General features: G+C 54.6%; 24 protein-coding genes. 11 read left to right on the top strand and 13 right to left on the bottom strand.

The features are described 5' to 3' along the window. Nucleotides 1-37: 37 nt before the first annotated feature. From C8N36_RS07090 to C8N36_RS07080, 3 genes are all read right to left on the bottom strand, one after another. A complete protein-coding gene (locus tag C8N36_RS07090; RefSeq protein ID WP_097803953.1) occupies nt 38-1,414 on the bottom strand; it encodes an SLC5/6 family protein in 1,377 nt (458 codons plus the stop codon). A 100-nt stretch (nt 1,415-1,514) separates the two neighbouring features. Beyond that, nucleotides 1,515-2,054, bottom strand: coding sequence for an RSP_2648 family PIN domain-containing protein (locus C8N36_RS07085; protein ID WP_097803954.1), 540 nt, complete (start codon nt 2,052-2,054; stop codon nt 1,515-1,517). 10 nt (nt 2,055-2,064) lie between these two features. Continuing rightward, nucleotides 2,065-3,279 (bottom strand): RSP_2647 family RNA methyltransferase, encoded by a 1,215-nt coding sequence (locus C8N36_RS07080; protein ID WP_097803955.1) that lies wholly within the window; start codon nt 3,277-3,279, stop codon nt 2,065-2,067. 218 nt (nt 3,280-3,497) lie between these two features. Between C8N36_RS07080 and edd the strand changes: the two genes are divergently transcribed. Both edd and eda read left to right on the top strand, forming a co-directional pair. Further along, on the top strand, nt 3,498-5,303 hold the full coding sequence (edd, locus tag C8N36_RS07075; protein WP_097804147.1) for a phosphogluconate dehydratase: 1,806 nt from the start codon (nt 3,498-3,500) through the stop codon (nt 5,301-5,303). 75 nt (nt 5,304-5,378) lie between these two features. Then, nucleotides 5,379-6,023 carry a bifunctional 4-hydroxy-2-oxoglutarate aldolase/2-dehydro-3-deoxy-phosphogluconate aldolase gene (gene eda, locus C8N36_RS07070; protein WP_097803956.1) on the top strand — a complete coding sequence of 215 codons (645 nt, stop codon included), beginning with the start codon at nt 5,379-5,381 and terminating at the stop codon, nt 6,021-6,023. Between the two features lie 25 nt (nt 6,024-6,048). On the opposite strand, the gene C8N36_RS07065 is transcribed toward eda, so the two are convergent. Continuing rightward, nucleotides 6,049-6,321 carry a hypothetical protein gene (locus tag C8N36_RS07065; RefSeq protein ID WP_097803957.1) on the bottom strand — a complete coding sequence of 91 codons (273 nt, stop codon included), beginning with the start codon at nt 6,319-6,321 and terminating at the stop codon, nt 6,049-6,051. Then, nucleotides 6,311-9,106 carry a bifunctional [glutamate--ammonia ligase]-adenylyl-L-tyrosine phosphorylase/[glutamate--ammonia-ligase] adenylyltransferase gene (locus C8N36_RS07060; RefSeq protein ID WP_097804148.1) on the bottom strand — a complete coding sequence of 932 codons (2,796 nt, stop codon included), beginning with the start codon at nt 9,104-9,106 and terminating at the stop codon, nt 6,311-6,313. The genes C8N36_RS07065 and C8N36_RS07060 overlap by 11 nt, the downstream gene beginning before the upstream one ends. A 343-nt stretch (nt 9,107-9,449) precedes the next feature. Here C8N36_RS07060 and C8N36_RS07055 point away from each other — a divergent pair, with 343 nt between their 5' ends. From C8N36_RS07055 to C8N36_RS07045, 3 genes are all read left to right on the top strand, one after another. Then, nucleotides 9,450-9,881, top strand: a complete 432-nt coding sequence (locus C8N36_RS07055) for a DUF2852 domain-containing protein (protein WP_097803958.1) — start codon at nt 9,450-9,452, stop codon at nt 9,879-9,881. A 67-nt stretch (nt 9,882-9,948) separates the two neighbouring features. Continuing rightward, nucleotides 9,949-10,392, top strand: coding sequence for an RDD family protein (locus C8N36_RS07050; protein WP_097803959.1), 444 nt, complete (start codon nt 9,949-9,951; stop codon nt 10,390-10,392). 139 nt (nt 10,393-10,531) lie between these two features. Next, on the top strand, nt 10,532-11,353 hold the full coding sequence (locus C8N36_RS07045; protein WP_097803960.1) for an arginyltransferase: 822 nt from the start codon (nt 10,532-10,534) through the stop codon (nt 11,351-11,353). On the opposite strand, the gene C8N36_RS07040 is transcribed toward C8N36_RS07045, so the two are convergent. From C8N36_RS07040 to C8N36_RS07025, 4 genes are all read right to left on the bottom strand, one after another. Further along, the gene (locus tag C8N36_RS07040) at nt 11,350-11,625 is read right to left on the bottom strand and encodes a hypothetical protein (RefSeq protein ID WP_097803961.1); all 276 of its coding nucleotides are present in this window, start codon (nt 11,623-11,625) and stop codon (nt 11,350-11,352) included. The genes C8N36_RS07045 and C8N36_RS07040 overlap by 4 nt on opposite strands. 181 nt (nt 11,626-11,806) lie before the next feature. Continuing rightward, nucleotides 11,807-14,161: a TRAP transporter large permease gene (locus C8N36_RS07035; protein WP_097803962.1), complete on the bottom strand. Its 2,355-nt coding sequence runs from the start codon at nt 14,159-14,161 to the stop codon at nt 11,807-11,809. Nucleotides 14,162-14,175: 14 nt separating this feature from the next. Continuing rightward, a complete protein-coding gene (locus C8N36_RS07030; RefSeq protein ID WP_097803963.1) occupies nt 14,176-15,114 on the bottom strand; it encodes a TRAP transporter small permease subunit in 939 nt (312 codons plus the stop codon). Nucleotides 15,115-15,240: 126 nt separating this feature from the next. Continuing rightward, on the bottom strand, nt 15,241-16,329 hold the full coding sequence (locus C8N36_RS07025; RefSeq protein ID WP_097803964.1) for a TRAP transporter substrate-binding protein: 1,089 nt from the start codon (nt 16,327-16,329) through the stop codon (nt 15,241-15,243). 382 nt (nt 16,330-16,711) lie between these two features. On the opposite strand from C8N36_RS07025, the gene C8N36_RS24830 reads away from it, so the two are divergent. The 3 genes from C8N36_RS24830 to C8N36_RS07010 are packed head-to-tail and all read left to right on the top strand — an operon-like array spanning nt 16,712 to nt 19,022. Continuing rightward, nucleotides 16,712-16,912, top strand: coding sequence for a DUF6552 family protein (locus C8N36_RS24830; protein WP_097803965.1), 201 nt, complete (start codon nt 16,712-16,714; stop codon nt 16,910-16,912). Between the two features lie 50 nt (nt 16,913-16,962). Then, nucleotides 16,963-18,384 carry a cache domain-containing protein gene (locus C8N36_RS07015; RefSeq protein ID WP_097803966.1) on the top strand — a complete coding sequence of 474 codons (1,422 nt, stop codon included), beginning with the start codon at nt 16,963-16,965 and terminating at the stop codon, nt 18,382-18,384. After that, nucleotides 18,381-19,022 (top strand): response regulator transcription factor, encoded by a 642-nt coding sequence (locus C8N36_RS07010; protein WP_097803967.1) that lies wholly within the window; start codon nt 18,381-18,383, stop codon nt 19,020-19,022. Before C8N36_RS07015 ends, C8N36_RS07010 begins: the two co-directional genes overlap by 4 nt. A gap of 119 nt (nt 19,023-19,141) precedes the next feature. Here the strand turns inward: C8N36_RS07010 and C8N36_RS07005 are convergent, their stop codons facing one another. Together C8N36_RS07005 and C8N36_RS07000 are read right to left on the bottom strand one after the other, a co-directional pair. After that, nucleotides 19,142-19,438 (bottom strand): hypothetical protein, encoded by a 297-nt coding sequence (locus C8N36_RS07005; RefSeq protein ID WP_097803968.1) that lies wholly within the window; start codon nt 19,436-19,438, stop codon nt 19,142-19,144. Nucleotides 19,439-19,625: 187 nt separating this feature from the next. Further along, nucleotides 19,626-19,835, bottom strand: a complete 210-nt coding sequence (locus tag C8N36_RS07000; RefSeq protein WP_097803969.1) for a hypothetical protein — start codon at nt 19,833-19,835, stop codon at nt 19,626-19,628. Between the two features lie 721 nt (nt 19,836-20,556). Here C8N36_RS07000 and C8N36_RS06995 point away from each other — a divergent pair. Further along, on the top strand, nt 20,557-22,311 hold the full coding sequence (locus C8N36_RS06995; protein WP_097803970.1) for an acetolactate synthase 3 large subunit: 1,755 nt from the start codon (nt 20,557-20,559) through the stop codon (nt 22,309-22,311). A 98-nt stretch (nt 22,312-22,409) separates the two neighbouring features. Here C8N36_RS06995 and C8N36_RS06990 read toward each other — a convergent pair whose 3' ends face one another. Next, nucleotides 22,410-24,494: an ATP-binding protein gene (locus tag C8N36_RS06990; protein WP_097803971.1), complete on the bottom strand. Its 2,085-nt coding sequence runs from the start codon at nt 24,492-24,494 to the stop codon at nt 22,410-22,412. A 112-nt stretch (nt 24,495-24,606) separates the two neighbouring features. Here C8N36_RS06990 and ilvN point away from each other — a divergent pair, with 112 nt between their 5' ends. After that, on the top strand, nt 24,607-25,167 hold the full coding sequence (gene ilvN, locus C8N36_RS06985) for an acetolactate synthase small subunit (RefSeq protein ID WP_097803972.1): 561 nt from the start codon (nt 24,607-24,609) through the stop codon (nt 25,165-25,167). Nucleotides 25,168-25,230: 63 nt separating this feature from the next. On the opposite strand, the gene C8N36_RS06980 is transcribed toward ilvN, so the two are convergent. Next, the gene (locus C8N36_RS06980; RefSeq protein WP_141467992.1) at nt 25,231-25,656 is read right to left on the bottom strand and encodes a hypothetical protein; all 426 of its coding nucleotides are present in this window, start codon (nt 25,654-25,656) and stop codon (nt 25,231-25,233) included. 101 nt (nt 25,657-25,757) lie between these two features. Between C8N36_RS06980 and C8N36_RS06975 the strand changes: the two genes are divergently transcribed. Next, the gene (locus tag C8N36_RS06975; RefSeq protein ID WP_097803974.1) at nt 25,758-26,579 is read left to right on the top strand and encodes a helix-turn-helix domain-containing protein; all 822 of its coding nucleotides are present in this window, start codon (nt 25,758-25,760) and stop codon (nt 26,577-26,579) included. Nucleotides 26,580-26,677 lie beyond the last annotated feature (98 nt).

Genomic DNA, 26,677 nt, shown 5'->3' with positions numbered 1-26,677 from the left:
ATTCCGATGTAAGTCCTCGGGATTAACGCGAGAACTATCAGCCTGCGGGCTGTGCTGCAACCCTGCGGCTGCCGATCAAAACCGCGACAAAGCCCACCAAAAGGACAGCGATACAGATGACAAACAGCTGTTCGTACTTGTGGCCTTCGGGCAAGAGTGCCACCATTGCGTCCGAACCGCGGGCGAAATACGCAGCGGCCCCCAAGATCGCCGCGCCCCAAGCCGTCAGATAGGACCAAACTGCGATCTCGCGGTTCATAACCAGTCCAACAACCAACACCGGTGTCAGGAACATACTGGCAGTACCAGACACCGCAACCGCGTCAAACAACGACTGGCTGCCCCAAAGTGTCAGCGCCGTACCAGCAAGCGTAAACACCACCATCGCGGCGCGGCCTCCGTTCAGACTGCGCGGAGCAAGGCGCAATTCCTCAACCACCAAACGCGCGGCAGAGCTGAGGGCGGAATCAAGTGTCGACAGCGCCGAGACCAACAGCGACAACATGAGTGCGCCAAAGACCCAAGCGGGAAACATACCAGCCCAAGTGCCCAGCAATTGCCCTTCGTATTCAGCACCTTGCAGGCTGGCTTGAATACCAAATAAGCCAAAGGCGATGATACACAGCGCCGAGATCCAAAAGGCATGCAAAAAGGAGCTGCGGGTGGTTTTTTCATCTGCGATAAAACCGCGGTCCATCATCACTGGATCATGAACCGGATAGGAAAATACCTGCAGCGCTGCCACCGCCATCAAAACCCAGCCAAGATAACCGCCCGATGCACCCGGCGCAGTTAACACCGCCCCAAGCGAAAAGTCAGGATTAACAACCAGCGCCACAAAGGCGACGGCAAATACGACCAAAAACAGCGCCATTTGCAAAACATCGGTCCGCAAAGCAGCCGACAGACCGCCCCATGCCGAATAGGCCAGCGCCAATGCCGCAACGATCAATATCGCCATGGCGCCGGCCCCTTCGCTAACGGCACCAAAGATCAGACCAACCACCAACAGGTTGGCAAAGACTTCGGACAGCAAACGCAGGGCAATTACAATATTATACGCAGCCTTACCCGATGCCCCAAACCGCGCGCCCAGCCAATCCTGGACACTGCTGGCCCCGCCTGCGCGCAGCCGTCCTACGACAAAAGCGCCGGTTAGAAATGAACCGTAGTACGCGGCGTAGGCCAGTGTGCCCGCGATACCATAAAAATACCCCAAGATCGCTGAGTTCATCAAGGAGCGGGCAAAAATCCATGTCGTGACTTGGCTCAGGACCAGCGTCCAAAGACCAGGTGCCCCACCGGCGCTATTGGCCCCGCCAAAGAATCCCTCAACCGTGGCGCGGCGCGGGGCCACCACAATACTAAGAACAAGAATGGCCCCAAAAACGGCTGCCAGAGTGAGGGTTTGCATGTGATTTCTCCTGTCGCTCCCTCTGCGCTAACAGGTGTGCGAACAGCAAACCAGATGCGTTACATCCGGCTTTCGCAAATGTGAGCGCGCGTTAGAAGGCTTAGGTCAGCGCCTTGGCCAATCGCGGCAAGCGGGCTTTTTTCAGCAAGGGGCGCATGTCCCAATCCGGCGTTGACAGGCGGCGGGCTTCGGCAAGAACTGCGTCGCCAACGTACTGCAATGCATCGGGGTTCGCCTGCCACAGGCCTTGCAAGAATGCGTCAGGATCAGAGCGGGCCAGCCCCTCTTCGGCAAGGATATTGCGTGGGAAATCCTTGGCGTTCATGGTGATAATCATATCGGCAGACCCCGCAATCGCAGCGGCCAACACGTGGGTGTCATTGGCGTCCGGCAAATATAGCCGGTCTTCCAAAGACGGCTTCCACGTTACTTCGGATTTGGGCCATTTTGCCCGCAGTAGCGCGATCTCGCCGCGCGCCTGCGCTTCGCCGTCTGGCCCTAATTTTCGGGCAGCGCGCGCCCATTCTTCAAGAATGCGAGCCGACCAAAGAGGGGTAAACATCCCCTGCCCGGCCGCACCCAACAACATCTCTCGCATCACTGTCGGAAACAGGACGCAGGTATCAAGCAAGATCTTCAAGCGCGCATCTTCATAGACGGAAGAACAGCGCCTTCAGGTATCCGCTTTCGGCCAGCTGTGGCAGCAACGGATGGTCAGGCCCGGCTGTTCCGGTATGCAACAGCTGCGCACGGCGTCCACCGCGCCCGATGCCCCGCAAACACGCACCGGTAAAGGCGTTGGTGTCGGCCGCATGCGAACAAGAACACAGCACCAGATAGCCGTCTTCTTTGACCAAGGCCGCTGCCAAACGTGCAATACGTTCATAGGCGCGCAGACCTTTTTCCAAGGTTGGCTTTGATGGCGCAAAGGCGGGCGGATCACAGATCACCACATCAAACTTGCGTTTTTCATCAGCCAAGGCGCTCATCACGTCAAAGGCATCACCCTGACGGGTATCAAGCACCTTATCCATGCGCTTGGCCCCTTCGGCGGCCAATTCCAACGCCGGAGCGGATCCGTCAACGGCCAACGCGCTTTTTGCACCATTGGCCAGCGCGGCCAAAGCAAAGCCGCCAACATGCGAAAACACATCCAGCACCGATGACTCGCCAGACAGGCGGGCCGCAAAGGCGTGGTTGTCGCGTTGATCAAAGAACAGGCCGGTTTTCTGACCGCCAGTGAGGTCCGCCATATAGATCGCGCCGTTCATTTCAACCGGTACAGCTGCATCAGGTGCTACGCCGCGCAAAACAGTGCTGACGTCATCAAGACCTTCCAATGTCCGGCCGCGACCAGCCGAATTTTTCAAGACATTGGCAACGCCCGTAGCAGCCATCAAAGCGTCTGCCAGATCTTCGATCAGCATCTCTGCCCATGCCGCGTTCGGCTGGATCACTGCCGTGTCGCCAAACCGGTCGATGATAACCCCCGGCAGGCCATCGCCTTCGGCGTGAACAAGACGGTAGAATGGCTTGTCGTACATACGATCGCGCATCGCTACGGCTTTGGTCAGTTTGGCAAACAACCAGTCGCGGTCAATGACCGCCAGCGGGTTCCGGTCCAACATCCGTGCCACAATTTTCGAGGTCGGGTTGACGGCAACAACGCCCATAGCCTCGCGGTCATGGTCTTCTAGAACGGCAATGGTTCCGGGGGCGATTTTACGCGTGCGCCGGTCCATAACCAGTTCATTGTCAAAAACCCAAGGTGCGCCGCGCCGGATGGCTCGGGCGTTCGCTTTGGGCAAAAGGCGCAAAACAGGGATGGAATCGGGGCGATCAGATGCGGAAATGGGGGTGTTCATGCTCCGCCTTTAGCTTGCTTTTGCCGCTGTGGAAAGCCACAACAAGTGTGTTGGCAATTCCGAGAGATATTTTTCGCCCATTGGTTATGCGGATCATCGCCGACCGCGTGCCATTCCTTTTGCCGCAGTCGACTTGAAAACGTCTGATTTGGATTTCCCTTTACTGTTAGCGCTAACTTGAGTAAACAGCGATCAAGCACAGATAGATGGACACAAACATGCCTTTGAATAATACGATCGCCCGCGTCACAGCCCGGATTGAAGAGCGTTCCAAAGATATGCGCGCTACCTATCTGGACCGCATGCGACAAGCCGCAGAGGAAGGGCCGCGCCGGGCTCATCTGACCTGCGGGAATCAGGCGCACGCCTATGCAGCCATGGGTCAGGATCAAGACGCACTGGCCACTGGCCGCGCCCCAAACCTTGGCATTGTGACTGCCTATAACGATATGCTGTCGGCGCACCAGCCTTATGAACGCTATCCAGACCTAATCCGAACTGCCGCACGCGACAGCGGCGCAACGGCGCAGGTTGCAGGCGGTGTCCCCGCCATGTGCGACGGCGTCACCCAAGGTCAAGTCGGCATGGAACTGTCCTTGTTTTCGCGCGATGTGATCGCATTGGCCGCAGGCGTTGCCCTGTCGCACAACACCTTTGACGCCGCTGTGTACCTTGGGGTCTGTGACAAGATCGTGCCCGGATTGGTCATTGGCGCGGCGACCTTTGGCTATATCCCAGCACTGTTCTTGCCCGCCGGTCCCATGCCATCAGGTCTGCCCAATGATGAAAAAGCCCGTGTGCGCAATCTGTTTGCCACCGGCCAGGTAGGCCGCGAAGAATTGATGAAGGCCGAAATGGCCTCCTACCATTCGCCCGGCACTTGCACATTCTATGGCACTGCCAACTCTAACCAGATGCTGATGGAATTTATGGGCCTGCACTTGCCCGGCAGCTCATTCATCAATCCCAACACACCGATGCGCGATGCATTGACGGTTGCTGGCGCGAAACGCGCGCTTGAAATCACCGCCCTTGGCAATGAATACCGTCCGGTTTGCGATATTCTGGACGCCAAAGCCTTTGTGAACGGCTTGGTTGGTTTGATGGCTACTGGCGGATCGACGAACCTTGTGCTGCACCTGCCTGCCATGGCGCGCGCCGCTGGTATCGCACTAAGCCTCGAAGATTTTGACGATATTTCCTCGGTCACCCCGCTGATGGCCAAAGTCTATCCAAACGGTTTGGCCGATGTGAACCATTTTCAAGCTGCAGGCGGCATGCAGTATATGATCGGCGAACTGCTTGAGGCCGGTTTAATGCACGAGGACGTGCAAACCGTCGTCGGCACCGGCATGAGCCACTATACCCAAGAACCACGTCTAGAAGACGACACAGTCACGTTTGTCGAAGGCCCCAAGAAAAGCGAAAACGAAAAGATTTTGCGCCCCGTGTCGGACCCTTTCCAAACCTCGGGCGGTTTGAAACAGTTGGCGGGTAACCTAGGACGCGGTGTGATCAAGATTTCCGCCGTGGCCCCCGAACGCCATCTGATTGAAGCACCCGTGCGGATCTTCCACGATCAGGCCGACGTCAAAAAAGCCTTCCAAGCAGGTGAATTCACCGGCGACACAGTCATTGTTGTCCGTTTCCAAGGCCCTAAATCCAATGGCATGCCGGAATTGCACAGCCTGACACCCGTGTTGACCGTCCTTCAGGACCGCGGCTACAAAATGGCTTTGGTCACGGATGGCCGGATGTCCGGCGCATCGGGCAAAGTGCCATCGGCGATCCACGTCAGCCCCGAGGCTGCAGACGGTGGGGCCCTTGCCTATCTGCAAGACGGCGACATTGTTCAGCTGGACGCCACTGCAGGCACATTGAGCTGCCTCACCGAAGGATTCCTGTCGCGCAAACCAGCTACGGCTGACCTGTCGGGCAACGGCCACGGTGTTGGGCGAGAGCTTTTCGCAGCTTTCCGTGCCAACGTTGGCCTATCTTCGGATGGCGCCGCCGTCGTGGTGTGATACTCCCCTCCTTAAACGCATTTTTCCTCCCGCCGCGCTTTTGCGCGGCGTGACCACAACAAAGGTCTGACAAATATGACTCCCCAAGACGCATGCATCGCTTCTGAAAAACTGTGCCGCATGGCCCCGATCATTCCAGTGATTGTGGTCGAAGATCCGGCCCTTGCCAAACCCTTGGCCGAAGCCCTTGTGCGCGGCGGCTTGCCCGTCCTCGAAGTCACCTTGCGCACGCCTGCGGCCCTTGAGGTCATTCAGGAGATGTCCAAGGTCGAAGGCGGCATTGTGGGCGCAGGCACTTTGCTGACCCCTGCTGATGTGGCCGCAGCCATAGACGCTGGTGCGCAATTCGGCGTCTCGCCCGGTGCCACAGACCGGTTGCTTGATGCCGTCGAAGAGGCCGATCTGCCCACCCTGCCCGGCGCAGCTACATCGACCGAAGTCATGCGCCTGCTAGAGCGCGGCTATACAATCCAGAAGTTCTTTCCTGCCGAAGCCAATGGCGGCGCGCCCGCGCTCAAGGCCATCGGTGCGCCATTGCCACAAGTACGCTTTTGCCCAACTGGCGGTGTGACGCTGAAAAACGCGCCGACCTATCTAAGCCTGTCTAACACTCTGTGTTGTGGCGGATCATGGGTTGCGCCAAAAGACCTGATGGTCGCGGGCGATTGGGACGGTATCACAAAGCTGGCGGCCGAAGCGGCTGCTCTGCCGCGCAGCTAAATCACCACCGCCCCGCAGGCCTTGTTCAGGTCATGTCCGGATGACGGGCCCTTACTCCACCGCGCCGCCTTGGCGCGGTGATTTTCGTTAGACCATCACGCAACACTGCGGTCATCGGATGGGCGTCATCTTCGCCGTGGCGCTGCATCAAGGCACCAATCATAACGCCTGTGTCGACATCAACCGGCACTGACAGCGCCCAGTCCAAAAAGATGCTGCGGCATTCCTCGACTGTGATGCCCTCGATCCGATATGCATCGGCAATCAGCCCCTTGGGGTCCATCGCGTCACCCTTCATTGCCCGTCTCCTCGTCTTGTGCTTGTTGGTTCAATTCACGAGATATGATCTGCGCAGCGCAGCGTGATTGCGTTTCCAGTTCCGACAACAGGCTGTCCATATCCGGCGCCCCTGTCAATCGCGTCAAAAATGCACAGCCGCCAGAGCCAACGGTTTGCGAATCCAGTGCGTCGCCGCTAAGTAACCGCGACCCCAGTTGCAAAGACCAGAACAGCTCATAGGCTTTGATCAAAGCGGTCCGGTCTGCTTCAGGCAGCCAGTCTGTTTGACGCAAAGCCCGTGCAGTTTGCCGGACCGCCTTGCCAGACACCAAGGTTGCCGCCTGCGAAAACAGTTCGATATCTTGCATCCTGCCGGCACCGATTTTGGCCTCCCACGGGCCGCCGTCCCCCTTGGCCGCCGCAATCCGCGCCCGCATCTCCCCCACGTCAGCCAATATGTCAGAACGGGGTCGGGGCGTGTTCAAGAGCTCAAGCCGAAAGGATTCGACATCTGCACTCAGCTCTGGTGGACCTGCGACAACACGCGCACGGGTCAAAGCCAGATGTTCCCACACCCACGCATCGTTGCGCTGGTATTCTTGGAATGACGCCCAAGACGTCGCCACCGGCCCCTGATTTCCCGACGGACGCAAGCGCATGTCCACTTCGTATAGGCGACCTTCGGACATTGGGGCCGTCATGGCCGTGATCAGGGCTTGGGTCAACCGCGCGTAATAAGCCCTTGATGCCAAGGACCTTTTGCCGTCCGAAAAATCCACACCGTCAGGGTCATAGATCACGATCACATCCAAATCGGACTGCGCGTGCAAGCGCCCGGTGCCCAGTGATCCCATCCCGATCACAACCGCACCGCGCCCCGGACAAGGCCCGTGTTTTCGGGCAAATTCGTGTTGTACGACCGGCCACAATGCGGCCAGCGTTGCCTCGGCCAAATCGGCATAGGCCCTGCCTGCTTCTTCAGCCTCCATCAACCCGCGCAGCAAATGCACCCCCACCCGGAAATGCCATTCCTTGCCCCAGCGCCGTGCCAGATCAAGCCGGCGCTCATAATCCGGCTCGCTTGCAAATTGCGTTGACAAATCTGCCGTCAGGGCCGCTCTGCCCGGCCAAGGGCTAAAGAAGTCTCCGCCAATCACAGCATCAAATACTTTGGCATTGCGGGACAGATACTGGGCCAGTTCCGGCGAGGTGCTCACCACATCAATCAACAAGTCGATCAATTGCCGGTTTGCCTCAAACAATGAAAACAACTGCACACCCGCTGGCAGGCCTTTTAGAAACCCGTCAAAGGCCAGCAAGGCCTCTTCGGGTTTGGCAGCTTGCCCAAGCCGGCTTAGAATTTCCGGACGCAACCGGCGGAAAATCTCAAGCGCACGTTCGGATCGCAGCGACGGATAGGTCGGCCAGCGCGCTGGTATTTCGCTGTCTTCCAGCGCTTCTGGCAACGCCTGCGACGCCACGGCGTCAGGGGCAAAGAACCCTTCGGTGACCTCATGCACTTCGGTCAAGCGCCGGTTCAAATCCTGCTCCATCTCTGACACAGAAATGCCCATCAGACAGGCCAGACGTTCAAACCCGTCGGGGTTTTTCGGCAGATCATGGGTTTGGGCATCGTTGACCATCTGGATGCGGTGCTCCACCTCTCGGTGTGCGCGATAATGATCGGTCAAGACATCCGCCGCGTCTTGAGGAATCCAGCCCTTTTGCGCCAGAACCTGCAATCCTGGAACGGTCTTGTTGGTGCGCAATTCAGGATCGCGGCCCCCTGCGATCAATTGACGGGTTTGGGTGAAAAATTCGATTTCGCGAATACCGCCTCGGCCCAGTTTCATATTGTGGCCGGGCAAAGTGATCGGCCCGCCTAATCCTTTGTGCTCTCGGATGCGCAGCCGCATATCATGAGCATCCTGAATCGCGGCGAAATCCAGATGCTTGCGCCAGACAAAAGGTTTGAGCGTGGTCAAAAACCGCTGACCCGCCGTGATATCCCCTGCGCAGGGCCGTGCCTTGATATAGGCGGCGCGTTCCCATGTCCGACCAAGGCTTTCATAGTAACGCTCTGCGGCCTCCATCGCGATACAAACCGGCGTGACAGAGGGATCAGGGCGCAACCGTAAATCAGTCCGAAACACATAGCCGTCGCCGGTCAGATCGCTCAGGCAGGCCGCCATTTTGCGCGTTACCCGCACCAATGAAGTCCGCGCATCGTGGAAGTCATCCGGATCATAGCGTGTTTCATCAAACAGACAGATCAGATCAATATCGGAACTATAGTTCAGTTCATGCGCTCCGCCCTTGCCCATCGCCAAGGTCACCAAGCCGCCCGCCGTCCCGATGTCACCTTCGGTCTGACCGGGCAGTTTCCCACGTTTTATTTCACGCGCAATGGCGGCTTCCAAGGCCCGTTGAACTGCCAAATCCGAAAAGTCGGTCAGGGTGCCTGTCACCTCCTCAAGGCACCACGCGCCAGAAAGATCACACAAGGCAATCAATAAGGCCACCCGCCGTTTGGCCTGCCGTAGGTCGAAATCTATTGTATCATAGGAACGGGTGCGGAGTGTCTCAAAGAGATCGACAATCGCGGCTTCAGGGTTCTCAACCGCACCTTCGAGCCAGTCCGTTTCCTTTGCGATCAATCCCATTAAATACGGGCTCGAGCCGCACACACCTTCGAGCAAGCGCGCCAGATCGCCTGTTGCCCAAGGTGCAAAACTGTTGGCTTCTTTCCCAAGGTCACAATCAAAGGGACGCGGCAGGCGGGTGATGCGTTGGATCAATGTCATATCGTCAAAAGGCCATGCAAATTCGCAATTCGCAACACTGCAAATCCATGACTTAGTGACGCGGCTCTCCGGTTCCTCCCCGATTTTTTGGCGATTTTGGCTCAAAATCCACCCCAAAAGCCCTGAAAACAGCCCAATTGGCGGGAATTCCCCCCCTTAACGGCAGCAAAAGACGCATCCCTCAACACACAGATTGAAAATCTTACACGCGCAACCAACTGATTAGATACAATAATTCAGGTAAATGTAAAAAAGATTTACATCGACGCTTGAAATACCACGCAGTCATCCCGATCTCTTCAATGTGAAAGACATTCACATACACACAGAACGGAGACACATAATGACCACCGCCACTTATTCCGCTGACGTCCCTGCCAATGCTGGCTGGTTCGCCAAAAGCGAAGCCTGGCTTGATCAGCGCGGTAAAGGCGCGTGGATTGCTGCCATGGTTCTCGGATTTGTCTTTTTCTGGCCTGTTGGCCTCGCCCTTCTTGCCTATATGATCTGGAGCAAACGTATGTTTGGAAAATCTTGCCGCCACTCTGGCCCCCGCACCGCCCGCCGCCAAGCTTGGTCCGCCATGAAACCAAGCGGCAACAGCGCTTTTGACGCCTATAAGTCTGATACGTTGCAGCGTTTGCAGGACGAACAAGACGCCTTTGAAGCCTTCCTTGAGCGTCTGCGTGAAGCCAAAGACAAGACCGAATTCGACCAATTCATGGATGACCGCGAAAAGCGTTCCAAAGAACTGATGGAAACCGAAGACGCCTAAGCTTAGGTTTAAACACAATACCGCTGGTCCCAAAATCGGGACCAGCCCATTTTTAAGGGAGACCAAAATGTATTCCGAGCCGCTGTCCCATCTGCCCGACCCCGTACGTCAGGCCGAATTCTATGACGGAGTCGCATTTAAGCGCGGCATCGCCTGGGTCATCGACACAGTCATTATTGTGGCCATCACGCTGCCTTTGGCGCTGTTCAGCATCGTAGGCCTGTTTATGATACCGTTGCTTTATATAATCGTCGGCTTTCTATATCGCTGGTTTACGATCTCGGGTGGATCTTCGACCTGGGGGATGCGGATGATGGCAATTGAGCTGCGCGATGCCTTTGGGCGCCGTCTGGATGGTCAACAAGCCTTGTTTCACACATTGGGTTATTCGTTCACCATGACCACGGTAATCCTACAAATCGCATCTATTGTTTTGATGCTTGTATCAGAGCGCGGTCAAAGCCTGACCGATATGGTGATGGGCACAACCGCCTTGAACCAGCGGGCGTAAATCCGCCACGCGACACAGGTCCATTAACCGAAAACCCAAAAAGACCCCGGATTCCGGGGTCTCCCCATTTTCGGGGGGTTGGAGCGCGGTGCAAAAATTGTTACCGTTTTGTTAAAGTCTTACCGATCAATGGACCCTTATGCGCCACTCGCTTCCTCTTGCTCCTCAGTTTTACGTCACCGCCCCGCAGCCCTGCCCTTATCTTGAGGATAAAATGGAGCGGAAACTGTTCACCGCCCTGCAGGGTGATCAGGCACAGATGCTGAACGACAGCCTGTCAAAACAAGGCTTTCGCCGGTCGCAAAACGTTTTGTATCGTCCGTCCTGTTCTGATTGTACCGCCTGCATGTCAGCACGGATCGCGGTTGAAAAGTTTACGCCATCGCGCAGCCAACGCCGAATCTGGAAGCGGAACGCGCAGTTCGAACGCCGCGCCACCAGCCCTTGGGCCACGGATGAGCAGTACGAGCTGTTCAGGACATATCTGGACAATCGCCATGCAGATGGCGGTATGGCCGATATGGATATTTTTGAATTTGCCGCGATGATCGAAGAAACACCGATCCGGTCGCGTGTTATTGAATATATCGACCGCGAGACTGGAAAACTGGCGGCCACCTGTCTGACGGATATGTTCGATGACGGGTTGTCGATGGTCTATTCCTTCTTTGATCCCGCTTACACAAAATCAAGTCTTGGAACGTGGATGATTCTGGATCACATCGAAATCGCCAAAGACGCAGGCCTACCCTATGTCTATTTGGGCTATTGGGTGCCGGGCAGCGACAAAATGGGCTACAAAGCACAATTTGATGCACTGGAAATCTATCGCGGTGGCAATTGGGAACTTTTGGGCGATGTCGCCTCTTTTGAAGAAGACCTACACCCGCTGTCTAACGATCCAATTGCCGAACAAGTCGCCAATATTTCGTTTCCTGATAGCCGAAGCACGTCTTCTTAACCAACCAGCCCAAATACCAAAAGAAACGAGACTGCAGCCGTAATCATGACGACGGCGGCCTGAATCAGGGCACGTATCATCTCAGCGACGTAAAGGCGGCTGCGGCTCGGGGAATAATGCATATCGTGCGGGCGCGCCCCGCTTGAACAACTGCGGCTCCAGTATCTGGCCTGCTGCAAAACCATACGGTCTTCTGCGACTTGAAACAGGTCTCTTTGGATACGTCCCTGGATTTTTAGGCGGCTTAATGCCTCTACTCGGGTGCCTGGCATTTCATCTTTTCCTTTGCTTGGATAATTTGCAACTTTGGCGAGATTAGCGTCAGCTTGGGGTCCATTTACGATTTGTTAACGTAAGACCTGCGGCAGGCTTGGTACGACATTGTGAAATTATCGTGGCAAAGAAAAAGGGCCGCCCAATTGGGCGGCCCTGATTGTTTTATGGTCCCTAGGATCAGTTAGACATCAAATCCGGAATGATCGTTACGATTGATGGGAAGAACCACAAGATTGCCAGACCAATCACTTGGATCAACACAAACGGGATCACACCACGATAGATGTGGCCGGTTGTGACCTCCTTCGGTGCGACGCCGCGTAGGTAGAACAGCGCAAAGCCAAAGGGCGGGGTCAGGAAGGATGTCTGCAGGTTCACCGCGATCATAATCGTCACCCACTTCGGATCGAAGTGTGCGCCATAGATCACCGGCCCCACAATCGGCACTACGATGTAAATGATCTCAAGGAAGTCGAGCACGAAGCCGAGCACAAAGAGAACCAACATCACGATCAAGAACACCGTCCGCACGTCGTCAAAGCTCTTGAGGAACTGTTGGATGTAATGTTCACCGCCAAAGGAGATGACCACAAGGTTCAACAGCTGCGAGGCGACCAAGATGGTAAACACCATACTCGTCACTTTCGCCGTTTCGCGCACAGCCGGACTTAGAACACCCGCTTTGAACAAGACCCAACAGCTGAAGAACAGACCGAACAGCGCATAGAGATATGCGGCATAAGCAAAGAAGAAGGCAACCCAGCTTTCAAAGGATACCGAGGATGTGTTGATCCGCAGATCAAAGTTGATCCCGAACAGGATCATCACCACAACCGAAAGTGTCGACATCAAGATAACTTTGGGCGATCTGTCTTCTTCTGCCAACTTCCGATAGGCCGCCAACATGATCGCACCCGCCGCACCAAGCGCCGCTGCCGGCGTCGGGTTGGTGATCCCGCCCAAGATCGAGCCAAGTACAGCAACGATCAGAACCAGCGGTGGGAAAACCACGCGCAGAAGTTCGTTTTTGGACAAACGACCAAAGGAATGCTTGCACCCATAAAGCGCCAGAGCCCAAGGAATGGCCATAAAGATCACGGTCACACCGGGGGTCGAAAGCGGCGTTAAGAAAAGCGTATCAACCGCCAACCCCAAAGCCAAACCGCCAGCACCAATCATCAACGGAACCGGATCAGAAGCCGGCGAGACACCGCGTGCAAATGCAAGGATCAGGCCCATCATAACAGTCAGGATCATGATACCGGTGCCGATGGGGGCCGCGGCTGCAACCTTTTGCGCGCGCAGATCGACGATTTCCTCTTCGGACAAACGACGGCTTTCTTGTACGCCGCCCGAGCTGTCAATGTCAGTTTGTTCGGAAATCGCTGCATCCCAGGCCTCTTGGCCATGCAGTTCAATCATCGATGCCTGGCACAGTTCCGGCACATTGGTTCGCAAGCTGGCCGACCGGCCAACATCCGTAAAGCTGTCAATGCGTGTCGATTGATCCCCGACAAGGCCCACTTGCGCGCCCAAAATCGCACCAACGATCAGTGCAACAGGCACTCCCAAATACCAGGTAAAGGCTTCGGAGCGTGTCACAGGCTCGCCGGTTTTGACACCCATGGCAACCGCAGGCGCTTTGGACGGGTTCAACATCGCGTAGCCAAATGCATAAGCTGCATAGAGCCCCGCCAACATAATCCCCGGAACCAGCGCCGCTTGGAACAATGTCCCAACGGAAACAACCGCAGGCTGGCCTAAATAGGTCAAAGCATCGGTACAGCCAGCTTCAACCGCACGGGTTTCTTGCGCGGCCGAATACAAATCGCCCGCAAGCGTTCCGAGCAGAACAATCACGATGGACGGCGGAATAATTTGCCCCAACGTCCCCGAGGCCGCAATCACGCCCGTCGCCAGTTCTGGCGAATAATTATTGCGTAGCATGGTCGGCAAAGCGAGCAGGCCCATGGTCACAACGGTCGCGCCAACAATCCCGGTTGATGCTGCAAGGAAAGCCCCCACAACCACAATCGACACAGCCAAACCGCCGGGCAACGGGCCAAAGACCCGCGCCATGGTGGTAAGCAGGTCATTCGCGATTTTGGACCGTTCCAATACAATGCCCATCAAGACAAACATCAAAACAGCCAAAAGCGTTTCAATCGACTGCCCTGCAATGACCCGTTCGTTGATCCGGTTCACAATAAACGACAGGTTGCGGTCGAGCGCATATTCCCAGCCGCGTACGAAAACAGGTTCTGCCAAGCGTGGCAGGTCCGGGTTTCTGAAAAGCGAAATCTTCTCGGCCGGAATACCGGTTGCGAGCAGCGCATTATAAGCGTCCGAGCCAGTGTCGATCGCTTGGTGGATCAGCAAACCCGCGCTATCAAGCGCCGCGATAATGCCAAAGGAAATGATCCCTGCCCCGCCAATGGCAAACGCCACTGGAAAGCCGGAAAGGATCGCGGAAAAAAGCGTCAGAAAGACGATGATCAGGCCGATCTCGACGCCATCAAGTCCAAACAACATGGTGTGTCAGCCTCTCAGAATTCTGCGTGGTCGTAGGGCTCTTCGCCCTCTTCCAACACATCTTTGTCAAAGTATTTGCCTTCGGATTCTTCGCCTTCTTTCCATTCCAGGAAAGAGCGGAAGAAGAAGGCCCAGGCGTGAATGAAGATCATACCAACCATGATCACCATCAAAATCTTGAACAAGAAATAGCCGTTAAAGCCATTCGGACTAAAGCCGATGGTTTCAACGTTCCATCTCAGAGCGCGAGATTTCAACAGCAACCGTTCCAACGTGTCCGACGCGGATGGTTTGGGCACAATCAGGTGGCGCCACATGAAGAACCAGGAATACATCCAGATCAAAGTCGCCATGGGAACCATAAAGATGATGGATCCAACCATGTCGATCACCCGTTTGGTGCGAAAGCTGACAGCAGAATAGACCAGATCCACCCGCACATGTCCGCCCTGCACAAAGGTGTAGGTTAGGCAAAGAGTGACGACCATCGCGTTGAAAAGTTTCAACTCTTCGGCGTACCAGGAGATATCGAACTGTAGTGGAACACCAAAGCCGAACACGATGTCAGGTCTGGTAAAAATCCGCTGCATGAACACGATGATGACTTGCTGAAGCACCATGGCCAAACCGGCCCAGGCCGCGAACCGGCCCACGGTATTTGCCAAGCCTTCAAGTACGCGAACGACGCCCCACAAAAAACCGTTACGCCACAGCCCAAAGCCAAAAATCACCAAAAAGAAGGTGGCACAAACAAAGAAGAACTCGACCGAGCCGCCATAGTAGACGACGCGCATGATCGCATTTTTATCGCTCCAGTCCAGCCACAGCTGCGGATGCGTCAGCGCATAGCCAAAATTGTAAAACGCCATGGCGATGTTTTGAAAGGTCCATATGAGCCCATCGCCAATGACGCCAAGGGCTGCTCCCAGGCCGCCCGCGCCAGATTCTTCCATGATTGTCCCCCTTAACCCGCTCGACCGGGTTTGTCTTTTACAAGACGGCCCGGTTTAATCCGGGCTGCCGATGTACGAAAAGGCCCCCGAACGTGCGGGGGCCTTTCCAGAATTTTAAAACTCGGCTTAGCCGCCCAGAACGCGAACGCGCTGCTGAACGTAGTAGTTATCTGATTTGTTGATCCAGCTGGCAGACTGAGCCAGCGAAGTTTCGAACGAACCACGGATTTTTGCGAACAGTTCGTCACCCATGTTTTCGTCCATAACTTCTTTGGACGCTGCACCGAATGCATCCCAAACATCGTCAGAGAACTGCAGAGTTTTGACACCCTGTGCCTGAAGGCGCGCCAGAGCCGCACCGTTGTTGGCAAGAGTTTCAGCAAGCTGGTACTGAGTTACAGCCATGGAAGCGTAACGCAGGATCGCTTTGTGCTGATCGCTTAGCTCGTTCCAAACATCGAGGTTGACCGAAGAGGCCAGCGCCGAGCCTGGCTCGTGGAAGCCGGCTGTGTAGTAGATTTTCGCAACTTCTTGGAAGCCGGCGCGTTCGTCGGCCATTGGGCCAACCCACTCCAGACCGTCCAGAGCGCCTGAAGACAGAGCCTGATAAAGTTCGCCGCCCGGAATGTTCTGAACAGATGCGCCCAGTTTACCCAGAACCTTGCCACCAAGGCCAGGCATACGGAATTTCAGACCGTTAAAGTCGTCAGCCGATTGGATTTCCTTACGGAACCAACCACCGGACTGAGAACCGGAGTTACCCGCCAGCAGGCCTTTGAGGTTGAAGATCTGGCCCAGCTCGTCGTGAAGCTCTTCGCCGCCGCCATGGTAGTACCAGTTGGATACTTCCTGTGCAGTGCCGCCGAATGGTACGGCTGTGAAATAGGCATAACCCGGGTGCTGACCAATGTAATAGTAGTCGGCGGAGTGGTACATGTCTGCCTGGCCCGAAGACACAGCGTCAAACACTTCCAGAGCGCCAACCAGCTCGCCCGGTGCTTTCTTGTCGATTGTCAGGCTGCCACCGGACATTTCTGCAACCATGTTTTCCATGTATGTTGCAGCGTCATCCAGAACAGCAAAGCCGCGTGGCCAAGATGTTACCATCGTCAGTGTGCGGTTGCCTTGCGCATAAGCCGGTGCGGCCAGTGTCGAAGCTGCGGCAGCGCCTGCTGCGCCAACGGTCGAGGCCTTCAAAAAAGAACGGCGATCCATAAAATATCCTCCCATGGGTATTGTCAGTGCGCGTGGGCTCCCCACCCGCGCGCGGATCGTTACAAGTTTGGGGAGCGTAGGGCGAGACTTCGCGGATAGGAATACCCACTGCTACGGAGAAGCTGGGCAAACTTTCCAACACACTGTAATAAATCACTAAAATTGATAAAAGAAATCGAATATGACCGCGGAAACACGCGGAAAATGGATTTTGGCTGGCGTGTTTACAAATTTTGCAGATTCTAAAACTTCCGTTTATGAGCTTTTTCGTGCTCACGCATTCACTTAGGCACCTTTAGACCCGGCCCTATAAGAATTTGTTTTGCTAGTCTTAAATTACGCCAAAGTCTGTTCCTTCAATGGCCTGACTAAAACGAATGCTATGTGGACATGGCCAAGTGATCCAAATCGATGGCCCGGATCGCCGGATTTGCGGCAACAGAGTTTGGCCGGCCCTTGGAACCTCGGCATCCTTGGTCTCTTGGGCCGGCTTGCGGTTGGATTGATGTGGCGCGACGAAGCGCTTTTTCTTGTTCAGCTTGTGGCCTTCAGGGCCATGGTTGGCGGTATGTTGACGCGCTAACGGACAAATTGCCTTTTGCGTCACAACACAAATTGCTTTAACCCGCCCCTATGGCGTCCCTTTTCGACCGCATCAGCCTTAGCTACGGCCAAAAGATGTTTCTTTTGGCCTCTGTTCCGTTGATCTTGGCGGTCTCAGCGATTTCTTTTTTGGTCGCAGCGCAATCTCGGGCCTTGGCTGAACGTGAAATCCGCAGTCTCGAAGAGCAATTGATCGAAGCCAAGAAAAGCGAACTGCGAAACTATGTGACCCAAGCCCGCAATGGTTTCTATTTTGTGTATGGCTCTGCGGCCCCCAACGATGACGCGGCCCAAAAGCAGGTCATGCAAATCCTGGCCGCTATGATCTATGGCGACGAAGGGTTCTTTTTCGTCTACGATTATGATGGCAACAACATAGTGTCGCCGCGCCAGACCGAACTGATCAACAAGAACTGGCTGGACTATAAGGACAGCGAAGGTACGCCCGTTGTCGCAGAATTCCTGTGGACCGCCCGCAGCGGTGCCGGATATGTCGAACATCTCTGGCCCAAACCCTCAACAGGTATCGAAGCCCGGATGATTACCTATGTGACGTCCTTCCCATCTTGGCGATGGGCTGTCGGCACCGGGGTTTTTATCGATGACGTTGTCGCTTCGGTTGCGGCCACCCGCGCCGAAGTCGAGGCCCGCGTCCAACGCACATTCCTTTATATCGGGGCGATCACCCTCTCCGCTCTGATCTTGGTCTTTATGTCTGGACTGTTCATCAACATCCGCGAACGTCGTTTGGCCGACGCCAAGCTGAAGCAGCTGACACAAAGGGTCTTTGACACCCAAGAAGAGGAACGCGGCCGCGTTGCCCGCGAATTGCATGACGGGATCAGCCAGATCTTGGTCGGGGTAAAATACGCGCTGGATGTCACACGCCGTCGGCTCGCCCAAGGCGATGATCGCGCCGGAGAAACCTTGGACAAAGGGATCGACAATCTCGGTCAAGCCATCAACGAGGTCCGCCGGATCAGCCGCGATTTGCGGCCCGGTGTTCTGGACGATCTGGGGCTTGGTCCGGCAATCCGTTCCCTGACGGATGATTTTCGCGCCCGCACGGGTATCGAGACCCGGTTTGAAACCGTCGTCTTCCGTAACCGGCTCAGCCAAGAGGCGAAAATCGCACTCTACCGCATTGCCCAAGAGGCATTGACCAATGTGGAGCGCCACTCAGGGGCGACACATGTTACTGTCAATTTGCGTGGTCATCGCGCTGGCGGCACCCTTAGAATCGAAGACGACGGGTGCGGGATCGAAGAAACCCGTCGGAGTCACCGCTCCGGCATCGGATTGCGCAACATGCAAGAACGCATGGAGCAGTTGGGTGGCACATTGCGGGTCTTGGCGACCAAATCCGGAACCGTTATCGAAGCCCAAGTTCCGCTGACCCATATGTTGCAGCCTGAAAAGGGTGCCACCCCAAAATCAAAGGCCCGCGCATGAGCATTGAAACCCGCGTTGTGATTGTCGATGACCACCCGATGGTCGCCGAAGGAATCGAAGCCATTTTGGACAGCTACGACGATATTTCCGTGATCGCGACACTGTCAGACGGCAAGGCAATCATCGATCAGTTAGAGCAGCTTTCGCCCGATGTGATCCTGATGGATCTGAATATGCCCGGAATTGGTGGGCTATCTGCGACGGAACTGATTTTGGAAAAAGCCCCCGACACGCGGATATTGGTGCTGTCGATGCATGACAGCCCCGAATACATTTCAACGGCTCTCAGCCATGGCGCGCGCGGCTACGTTCTAAAGGACGTACGGACCGAAGAAATCAAGATTGCGATTGATGCGGTCATGGCGGGCGACGTCTATCTATGTACAGGTGCCGAGGGCGCATTGGCCCCTGCTGACAACAATCGTGAACCTTTGACCAACCGCGAACAAATGGTGCTATTGCAATTGGCGCAGGGAAAATCGAACAAAGAAGTGGCTATTGCCTTGGACATCTCGGTGCGGACCGTTGAAACGCACCGCAAAAACATCAAACGCAAGCTGGGCATAAGCACAACGGCCGGACTGACCCGCTACGCACTGGAGCATGGGGTTTTGCAGGGCACCGGCGCAAATATGTAGATCCTAGGCTTTGCCACGGCCAGTCCTCGCAAGTCGGCAATCAGCAAAAAAGCCTGCCAAAAAAGGCAGGCTTTCAGTCATTTATTCGACCAGATCAAGCGACCTGAGAGGATGATACCTTAGCGCGTACCGGACGAGCTGTTGGAAATTGCAAATACGGTTACAAGCACTGCACCGGCAGCAATCGCTGCACCAGTTGATGCGCCACCCGCGCTGGCACCTGCAGCAGGTACAAGGCAAACAAGCTCATTTGTGTTGGGATCAACCTGCGAGCTTCCTCCGAGATCGATACACTCGTCTTGAGAGACCTCTTGACGTGCATTTGACGGATCTTGACCTGTGAAATCCTCACAGGCCGCAACAGACAACAACAAACCTGAAATACCTAGCGCTTTAATAACATGCGAAGCGTTCATGACTTTACCCTCTTTGGCAGCCGACCCCAGGGTGGCAGCTTAAAATTAACTTGTGATAATTTTTCGTTAACACAATTTATGAATTTATAGGAGTGAAAACAGCATGTACAATGGTCTAAAACTACATTTGCGCAGTATTTTTGCGTTTCTCGCTCGGTGTGCGACACGAAAGCACAAACTACTCGCGCTATAATTGAACCCCGATATCTTCACTGACACAATCTGCGCCGAACAATTGAATCACGGCTGGTATCAAACGGACTCCAGACTCAGCCCCTTGCGCCATTGTATTTTCTGGTGCTGGAATTTGACCGGCAGCCAAGGCCATAACAATCAAAAGAACCAGAACGCCTGCGCGTGGCAATGTAAAATCACGGTGAAACAAATTGCGAGTCATTGTACCCTCATCGGTTAGACGCGTTTTAACCAACGATGCACGATAAACCCGCCTCAAGACAATTCACGTTGCCGCGCGCTTGTGTTGCAATCTCAATAAGTCAGGCTGATTTCGGCCTTGGCAGCCATAAATCGGCGAGGATCCGCACATTTATCCCAAGACGCTGGCCAAGACACCTGTCTGCACTGCATGCGCCAAAAGTATGAGCACGATCAACGACAGGGCTTTAAACGTTGTGAAGTCGCGGATTTGATGAAAGCGTAACATTCCGATGCCTTTCAGTGTTTTTTGTCAGAGCTTTCGGACAAAATAGCCTGCACAGCGCAGCAGCGCAAACCCAGCTTTGGTGCATAAATGCACAACACCTCTAATGCAGAGAAACCCAACTCTAGGGACTGCTGCCGGCAACGGCATCAATGCAGCCGCCGAATATTGCATAAATGTCGAACCGCCCACTCAAGACGCAACTTCCGGCAAGATTCAGAGGGGGGCTGCGACATTAATTTCCCATCTTTGACGGTTGACGCCCCCGCCGCGCTGCCATAACGTCCGGCTCGTGTTTAAAGGAGTCTTGGGCATGAACGCTCTAGTCGTCATTGTAGGAAATCAGCGCATGGGCCGGTAACGGACACCCTTTCAGGACCCCATGCGCCCCCGCCAAACCGACGGGGGCTTTTTTATGCGCGTAACAATTGTGAATGATCGTAGACGGAGAAGTGCGATGAAGGGTCAGATGACCGGTGCAAAAATGTTGGTTCAAGCCTTGATAGATCAGGGTGTGGAAACTGTATTCGGTTACCCCGGCGGCGCAGTCCTACCAATCTACGATGCCATTTTTCAGCAAAACACCATTCGTCACGTTTTGGTGCGTCACGAACAAGCTGCGGTTCACGCCGCCGAGGGATATGCCCGGTCAACCGGTAAACCCGGCGTTGTTCTGGTCACATCAGGCCCCGGTGCCACAAACGCAGTGACCGGTATTACCGACGCTTTGCTGGACTCGATCCCGATCGTTGTTTTGACCGGTCAAGTTCCGACCTTTATGATTGGTTCGGATGCCTTCCAAGAGGCGGACACGGTTGGCATCACCCGCCCGTGCACGAAAAACAACTGGTTGGTAAAAGATACTGCCGATTTGGGCGATGTCATCCATGAGGCATTCCACGTCGCCACCGCTGGTCGGCCGGGTCCGGTTCTGGTGGATATTCCCAAGGATGTGCAGTTCGCCAGCGCCACCTATAAAGGTAAGCCCAAGGCCCAACTCAGCCATTATCAACCACCTGTCAAAGGCGACATTGAGACCATCACGCAGTTGGTCGAAGCCATTGAGAACGCTGAACGTCCACTGTTTTATACCGGGGGCGGCGTAATCAACTCGGGGCCCGGTGCGTCGCAATTGTTGCGTGAATTGGTTGATGCCACAGAAATTCCGATCACCTCGACCTTGATGGGCCTCGGGGCCTATCCCGCGTCGGGCAAAGCATGGTTGGGTATGCTGGGCATGCATGGCCTGTACGAGGCCAATCTCGCGATGCATGGCTGCGATTTGATGATCAACATTGGCGCGCGTTTTGACGACCGGATTACTGGCCGTTTGGATGCATTTAGCCCCAAATCTATCAAAGCCCATATCGACATCGACCCTAGCTCGATCAACAAGGTCATCAAAACAGATATCCCGATTGTCGGCGATGTCGGCCATGTTCTTGAAGACATTCTGCGTGTTTGGAAAGCGCGGGGCCGCAAGGTGAACCGCGAAGGTATCGCGCGTTGGAACGCCAAGATTGACGAGTGGCGCAAAACCGATTGTTTGAAGTTCAAACAATCCGGAAAAATTATCAAGCCGCAGTATGCTCTGTCGCGTTTCGAAGCTTTGACCAAGGGGATGGACCGCTACGTCACCACCGAAGTCGGTCAGCATCAGATGTGGGCCGCGCAATACCTGGGGTTCGAAGATCCGAACCGTTGGATGACGTCCGGCGGTTTGGGGACCATGGGTTATGGTTTTCCTGCGTCCATCGGTGTGCAAATGGCACATCCCGAAGCCTTGGTTGTAAACGTTGCTGGCGAAGCGTCCTGGCTGATGAACATGCAAGAAATGGGAACTGCGATGCAGTACCGCCTGCCCGTTAAACAGTTCATTTTGAACAATGAACGCTTGGGCATGGTGCGTCAGTGGCAAGAGTTGCTGCATGGCGAACGGTATTCACACAGCTGGTCCGAGTCTCTGCCCGACTTTGTAAAATTGGCCGAGGCCTTTGGTGCCAAGGGCATACAGTGCAGTGATGCAGATGACCTAGATGATGCGATCATGGAGATGATCAAATACGATGGTCCGGTGATTTTCGATTGCTTGGTTGAAAAGCACGAGAACTGCTTCCCGATGATCCCGTCGGGCGAACCGCACAACAAAATGCTGCTCGGAGAAGCGTCGACCAAGGATGCAATCGGCACATCTGGCGCGGTTATGGTCTAATTCTCGCGACCCGTCGTTACAAAATCAGAGCCCGCTTGATCATCAAGCGGGCTTTTTTAGTCCAAATGGGTCATTTGAACGCGCGCGCCAGCTTTCAACTATTGGGACTGCAATGCAGCCAATACTGGATGCGCCCACCTTTGCTTGTCCACCAGTTGCGCCGATAGGCCATAAAGCAAGTCATCGCGCCGCACCGGTTTGGTTAAGAAACCATCCATTCCGGCAGCCAGCGCATCAGCTTTGTCTTTGCCAAACGCATTGCCTGTCAGCGCAAGAATTGGCCTGTGAGGCCACCCCATATTCAACTCCCGCGCTCGTATTTCGCGGCAAGCTTCCAAACCCGTCATGACCGGCATTGAAATGTCCATCAGAACAACATCGAAACGATTTGCATCATAAAGCTCCAACGCTTCGCGGCCGTTGTTGACAATAACAGTTGTGGCACCGCACCGCTCAAGAATGCGCCGCGCAACCAATTGATTGGTTTTATTATCTTCAACCACCAAAATGCAAATACCTTTTAAATTCAGTGTGCTGGCAGCTTTTCTTCTCTCGGGTTTTGCCTGGACTACGCCGTAGCGCAGCGGAATGAAGACGTCGACATCTGTGCCGTCGTCCAAATGCGAGCTTACCTCAATCTCTCCCTTCATGAGAGACACCAACCGCTTGGTGATGGCCAAACCCAATCCCGTGCCTTGATGCTGGCGGGACAGACTGGAATCGACCTGTTCAAACGGATCAAAAATGCGCTGCACTCGATCAAAAGGGATACCTATGCCTGTGTCGCTCACACGGAACCTGAGTCTCCTGTCGCGTGAAACAGTCAATGAAACCTGCCCCGTTTCAGTGAATTTGACGGCATTTCCCATAAGGTTCAACAACACCTGCCGAAGGCGCAACGCATCCCCCACGACGATTTGCGGGACATCATCCCTGACATGAGCAAACAGTTTCAGCTGCTTCCCAACAGCCAATGGAGTGAGCAAGTCTATAATTTCTTGTGTCAGTTTTCGCAGGTCGAAGGCTTCATTGACCACTTCCAACCTGCCGGCCTCAATTTTGGAAAAATCGAGGATGTCGGAAATCAACGCAGTCAAAGCCACTGCCGATCCCCGAATTGTATCCACAAATTCGGTTTGCTCTTCAGATAGATGCGTATCAGCCAGTAAATCAGCCATCCCGACAATCCCGTTCATTGGGGTTCGAATTTCATGGCTCATGGTGGCCAAAAAACTTGATTTTGTTTGATTGGCAACCTCGGCGGCTTCTTTGGCTTTCGCCAAAGCATTGTTTTTTTGCTGGATGTCAGTGACATCCGTATGCACCATGACATAGCCGCCCGATGGCCTGCTGGCGGCGGTTGTGTGAAAGAACTTATTCGTGCTGGGCACTTCCATCACCACGGTCTCTCCCGCAGCCAACATCTGATTGAAGTCGCGAGCCTTTTGCAAAACCCGCGCGCCGCCACCGCGTTTGGCCAGCATTTTCAGAAAATCGCGCAATGGCATATCTGGCTTGATGTCGGTTTCGGATAGATTGAACAGGTTTCTACAGGCTTTGTTCACCATTAAGATGCGATTTTCAGGGTCGTCCGTGTCGGTGCCCGAAGTCACCATCAATCCCTCTCCCATCGCCTCCACAACCTCTTGCAACAACTGGTTTGTTTGCTCCATCTGCTTTTGACGCTTGATGATGACGTGTTCTAGGTCCTCGGCACGTCGCAGCAAATCCTTTTCTGCCTGCATTGCCTGACTGGACCCTTTGACCGCACCCGACAAAATCATTGCGGCACCGCGATACCCCAAAAATTCCCCATCAGGACTAAACAAGGGATCTCCGCTGGTGGACACCCAGTCCATTCGACCAGGGTTGAATTCATGGCGATAGACAAAATCACGGAACGGCCTTTTGTGTTCAAGGTCGTTCAAATGCTGCCGCGCGGATGCACTGTGGTGCGAAAGGCCCATAAAGTATTCTTTGCGGCACATTCCCAGATAGGCTTCGGGATGGGCATTAACCAAACGTTTCCAGCTATCGGAAAAGTATCGGAAACGGTGATCTGCATCTGTTTCCCAAAACCACAGCGGCAAGGCGTCAAGCACGCCAGCGACCTCTGCTGGCATGTCCCGCATCACTGTGCGCAAGCCAGCGGCTAACAACCCGTCTTTGGCCCCATCTTTCATTGCATCACTTTGTCCAAGCTCAATCCTTGCTGGCTTTGACTCTGGCGCATGGACGTGAAGTATTGTTTAAGTACCAAAGCACTTTCCGCGCAACTTTACGAAAAGGCCCGACATGTCGCCGCTAAAGATCAAGCAAGGCTCGAACAAGCATTCCGCCTACAACCTGCGTCCTACGTTTTCGGATATTCAGGAAACACACACATTAGCCGTTTTGGTAGAAAATGAACCTGGTGTCTTGGCGCGTGTGATCGGACTGTTTTCCGGTCGTGGATACAATATTGAAAGCCTGACGGTCGCCGAGATCGATCACGAAGGGCATTTGTCGCGCATCACCGTGGTCACCACCGGTACGCCTCAGGTTATTGAACAAATCAAAGCACAACTGGGCCGCATTGTTCCGGTTCATGAGGTCCACGATCTCACCGTTGAGGGCCGTTCGGTTGAACGTGAGTTGGCGCTGATCAAGGTCACCGGGACCGGCGACAAACGCGTCGAAGCGCTGCGATTGGCCGATATTTTCCGCGCCAATGTGGTCGACTCAACGCTGGAAAGCTTTGTGTTTGAACTCACAGGCACGCCGGACAAGATCGACGCCTTTGCGGATCTTATGCGGCCTTTGGGTCTGGATGATGTTGCCCGCACTGGTGTCGCAGCCTTGGCGCGCGGTGCCTAAGCCCAAAAGCACCATCCTGTTTCTATTCCCCTGAAAGGCACCCCAACGGGTGCCTTTTGGCTTTTAGGCACGAAGTGCTGGAAATTGGACAACATTGCTACCAGAGGCAGGTTTGCTTTGAAGGTTCAGCGCTATGTCCGGCGCAAACCCGGCATTCACATGCTGCAAATTCCTTGCCAGCCGACAGTCAGGCTCTTCGCGCAACTCAAACTGGATCAGGTCACCTGCATCCAACGCGACACCTTGATGGATACTTGGCTCTGATGCCGAGTAATAAGCGAGATTTCCGTGGTCTTCACACCAGATGACAGCTTTGCTGTCCATCTCATCGGCCCAGAGGACCACCCCATACATCCGTTCTTCCATGACGCACTCTTTGGTTATTTCCCCCTTAAAGTGACGCAAACTTTTTGTATCGAATACACACTTTATGGCGTCGATGCCTTGATTTTTGTGTCTCAAATCGGCACGGTTGGTGCGAATGCGCATCAGCCCTGACGCTGAATCGCATCATGTAGTGTATCAGTTTGGGACAGATCTCCCGCAATGGTTTGAATTTGAACTGAAAAACAACTAGAAAGCGAAGGCGCATGTCCTCCGAACCAACAAGAAGCGTCACAAAACGCCCCAACCCGTCCGAACTTCGCAGCATGCTTGGCGCAAACCTGCGTCAGCTATCCAGTCAGGCGACCTCAATCTCGGCCCTGTGTCGCGATCTCGGTATCAACCGGACACAATATAACCGCTACCTCGCCGGAGAGAGCTTTCCGCGTCCCGATGTTTTACATCGTATTTGTTCGTATTTTGAAGTTGATGCACGCATTCTTCTGGAACCCGTTGAACAGATCGAGAATTCATCTTCCGGTCTGCTGACCGATCCGGCAATTACCGAGTATTTCAGCGGCGCGTCCCGAAAACTGGAAGAAACGGAATTCCCGAGTGGCTTTTACAGGTTTGCCCGGCGCAGTTTCATGGAAGACCAAAAATATGTCCAAGGGCTGATCTACGTCTTCAGACGCGGCAATAATACCTTCCTCAAGGGGTTTGAAGCCAAAGACGCGATGAGCCAACAAGGCCTACCTACAGACCCGTCTACGCGCGAATTTCGCGGGGCCATTTTACCGCAAGAAGACGGTATCGGCGCATTGGTGAGCCGCAAGGGATCAACCACCACATCCTTCAACTACCTCGCCCGTATTCCATCGTTTGAAAACAATTTCTGGGTTGGCTACGTGACCCGTACAGTGCGCGAAGCCGTTGCCGGGCGCCGGGTTGAACGGCTGGTTTATGAGCACCTTGGATCAGACACCCACAAGGTTCTAACCGCTGCTCGACAATCGGGGTTTTGTGACCAAGACGGGCTTAGACCTTACCATAAGAATTTGCTCAAGATTGGCGAAGCCTTTGCCTGAGCATTGTTAAGCTGGCAAGTCGCGGAACACGTACATCTAGCAACAAAAAAGGCTGACGGTATACCGCCAGCCTTTTTGTGTGATCAAAGGTAAAGATC

The sequence above is a fragment of the Pelagimonas varians genome (genome assembly GCF_003208435.1).
Taxonomy (GTDB): Bacteria; Pseudomonadota; Alphaproteobacteria; order Rhodobacterales; family Rhodobacteraceae; genus Pelagimonas; species Pelagimonas varians.
This window is presented reverse-complemented; position numbering and strand designations above follow the sequence as displayed.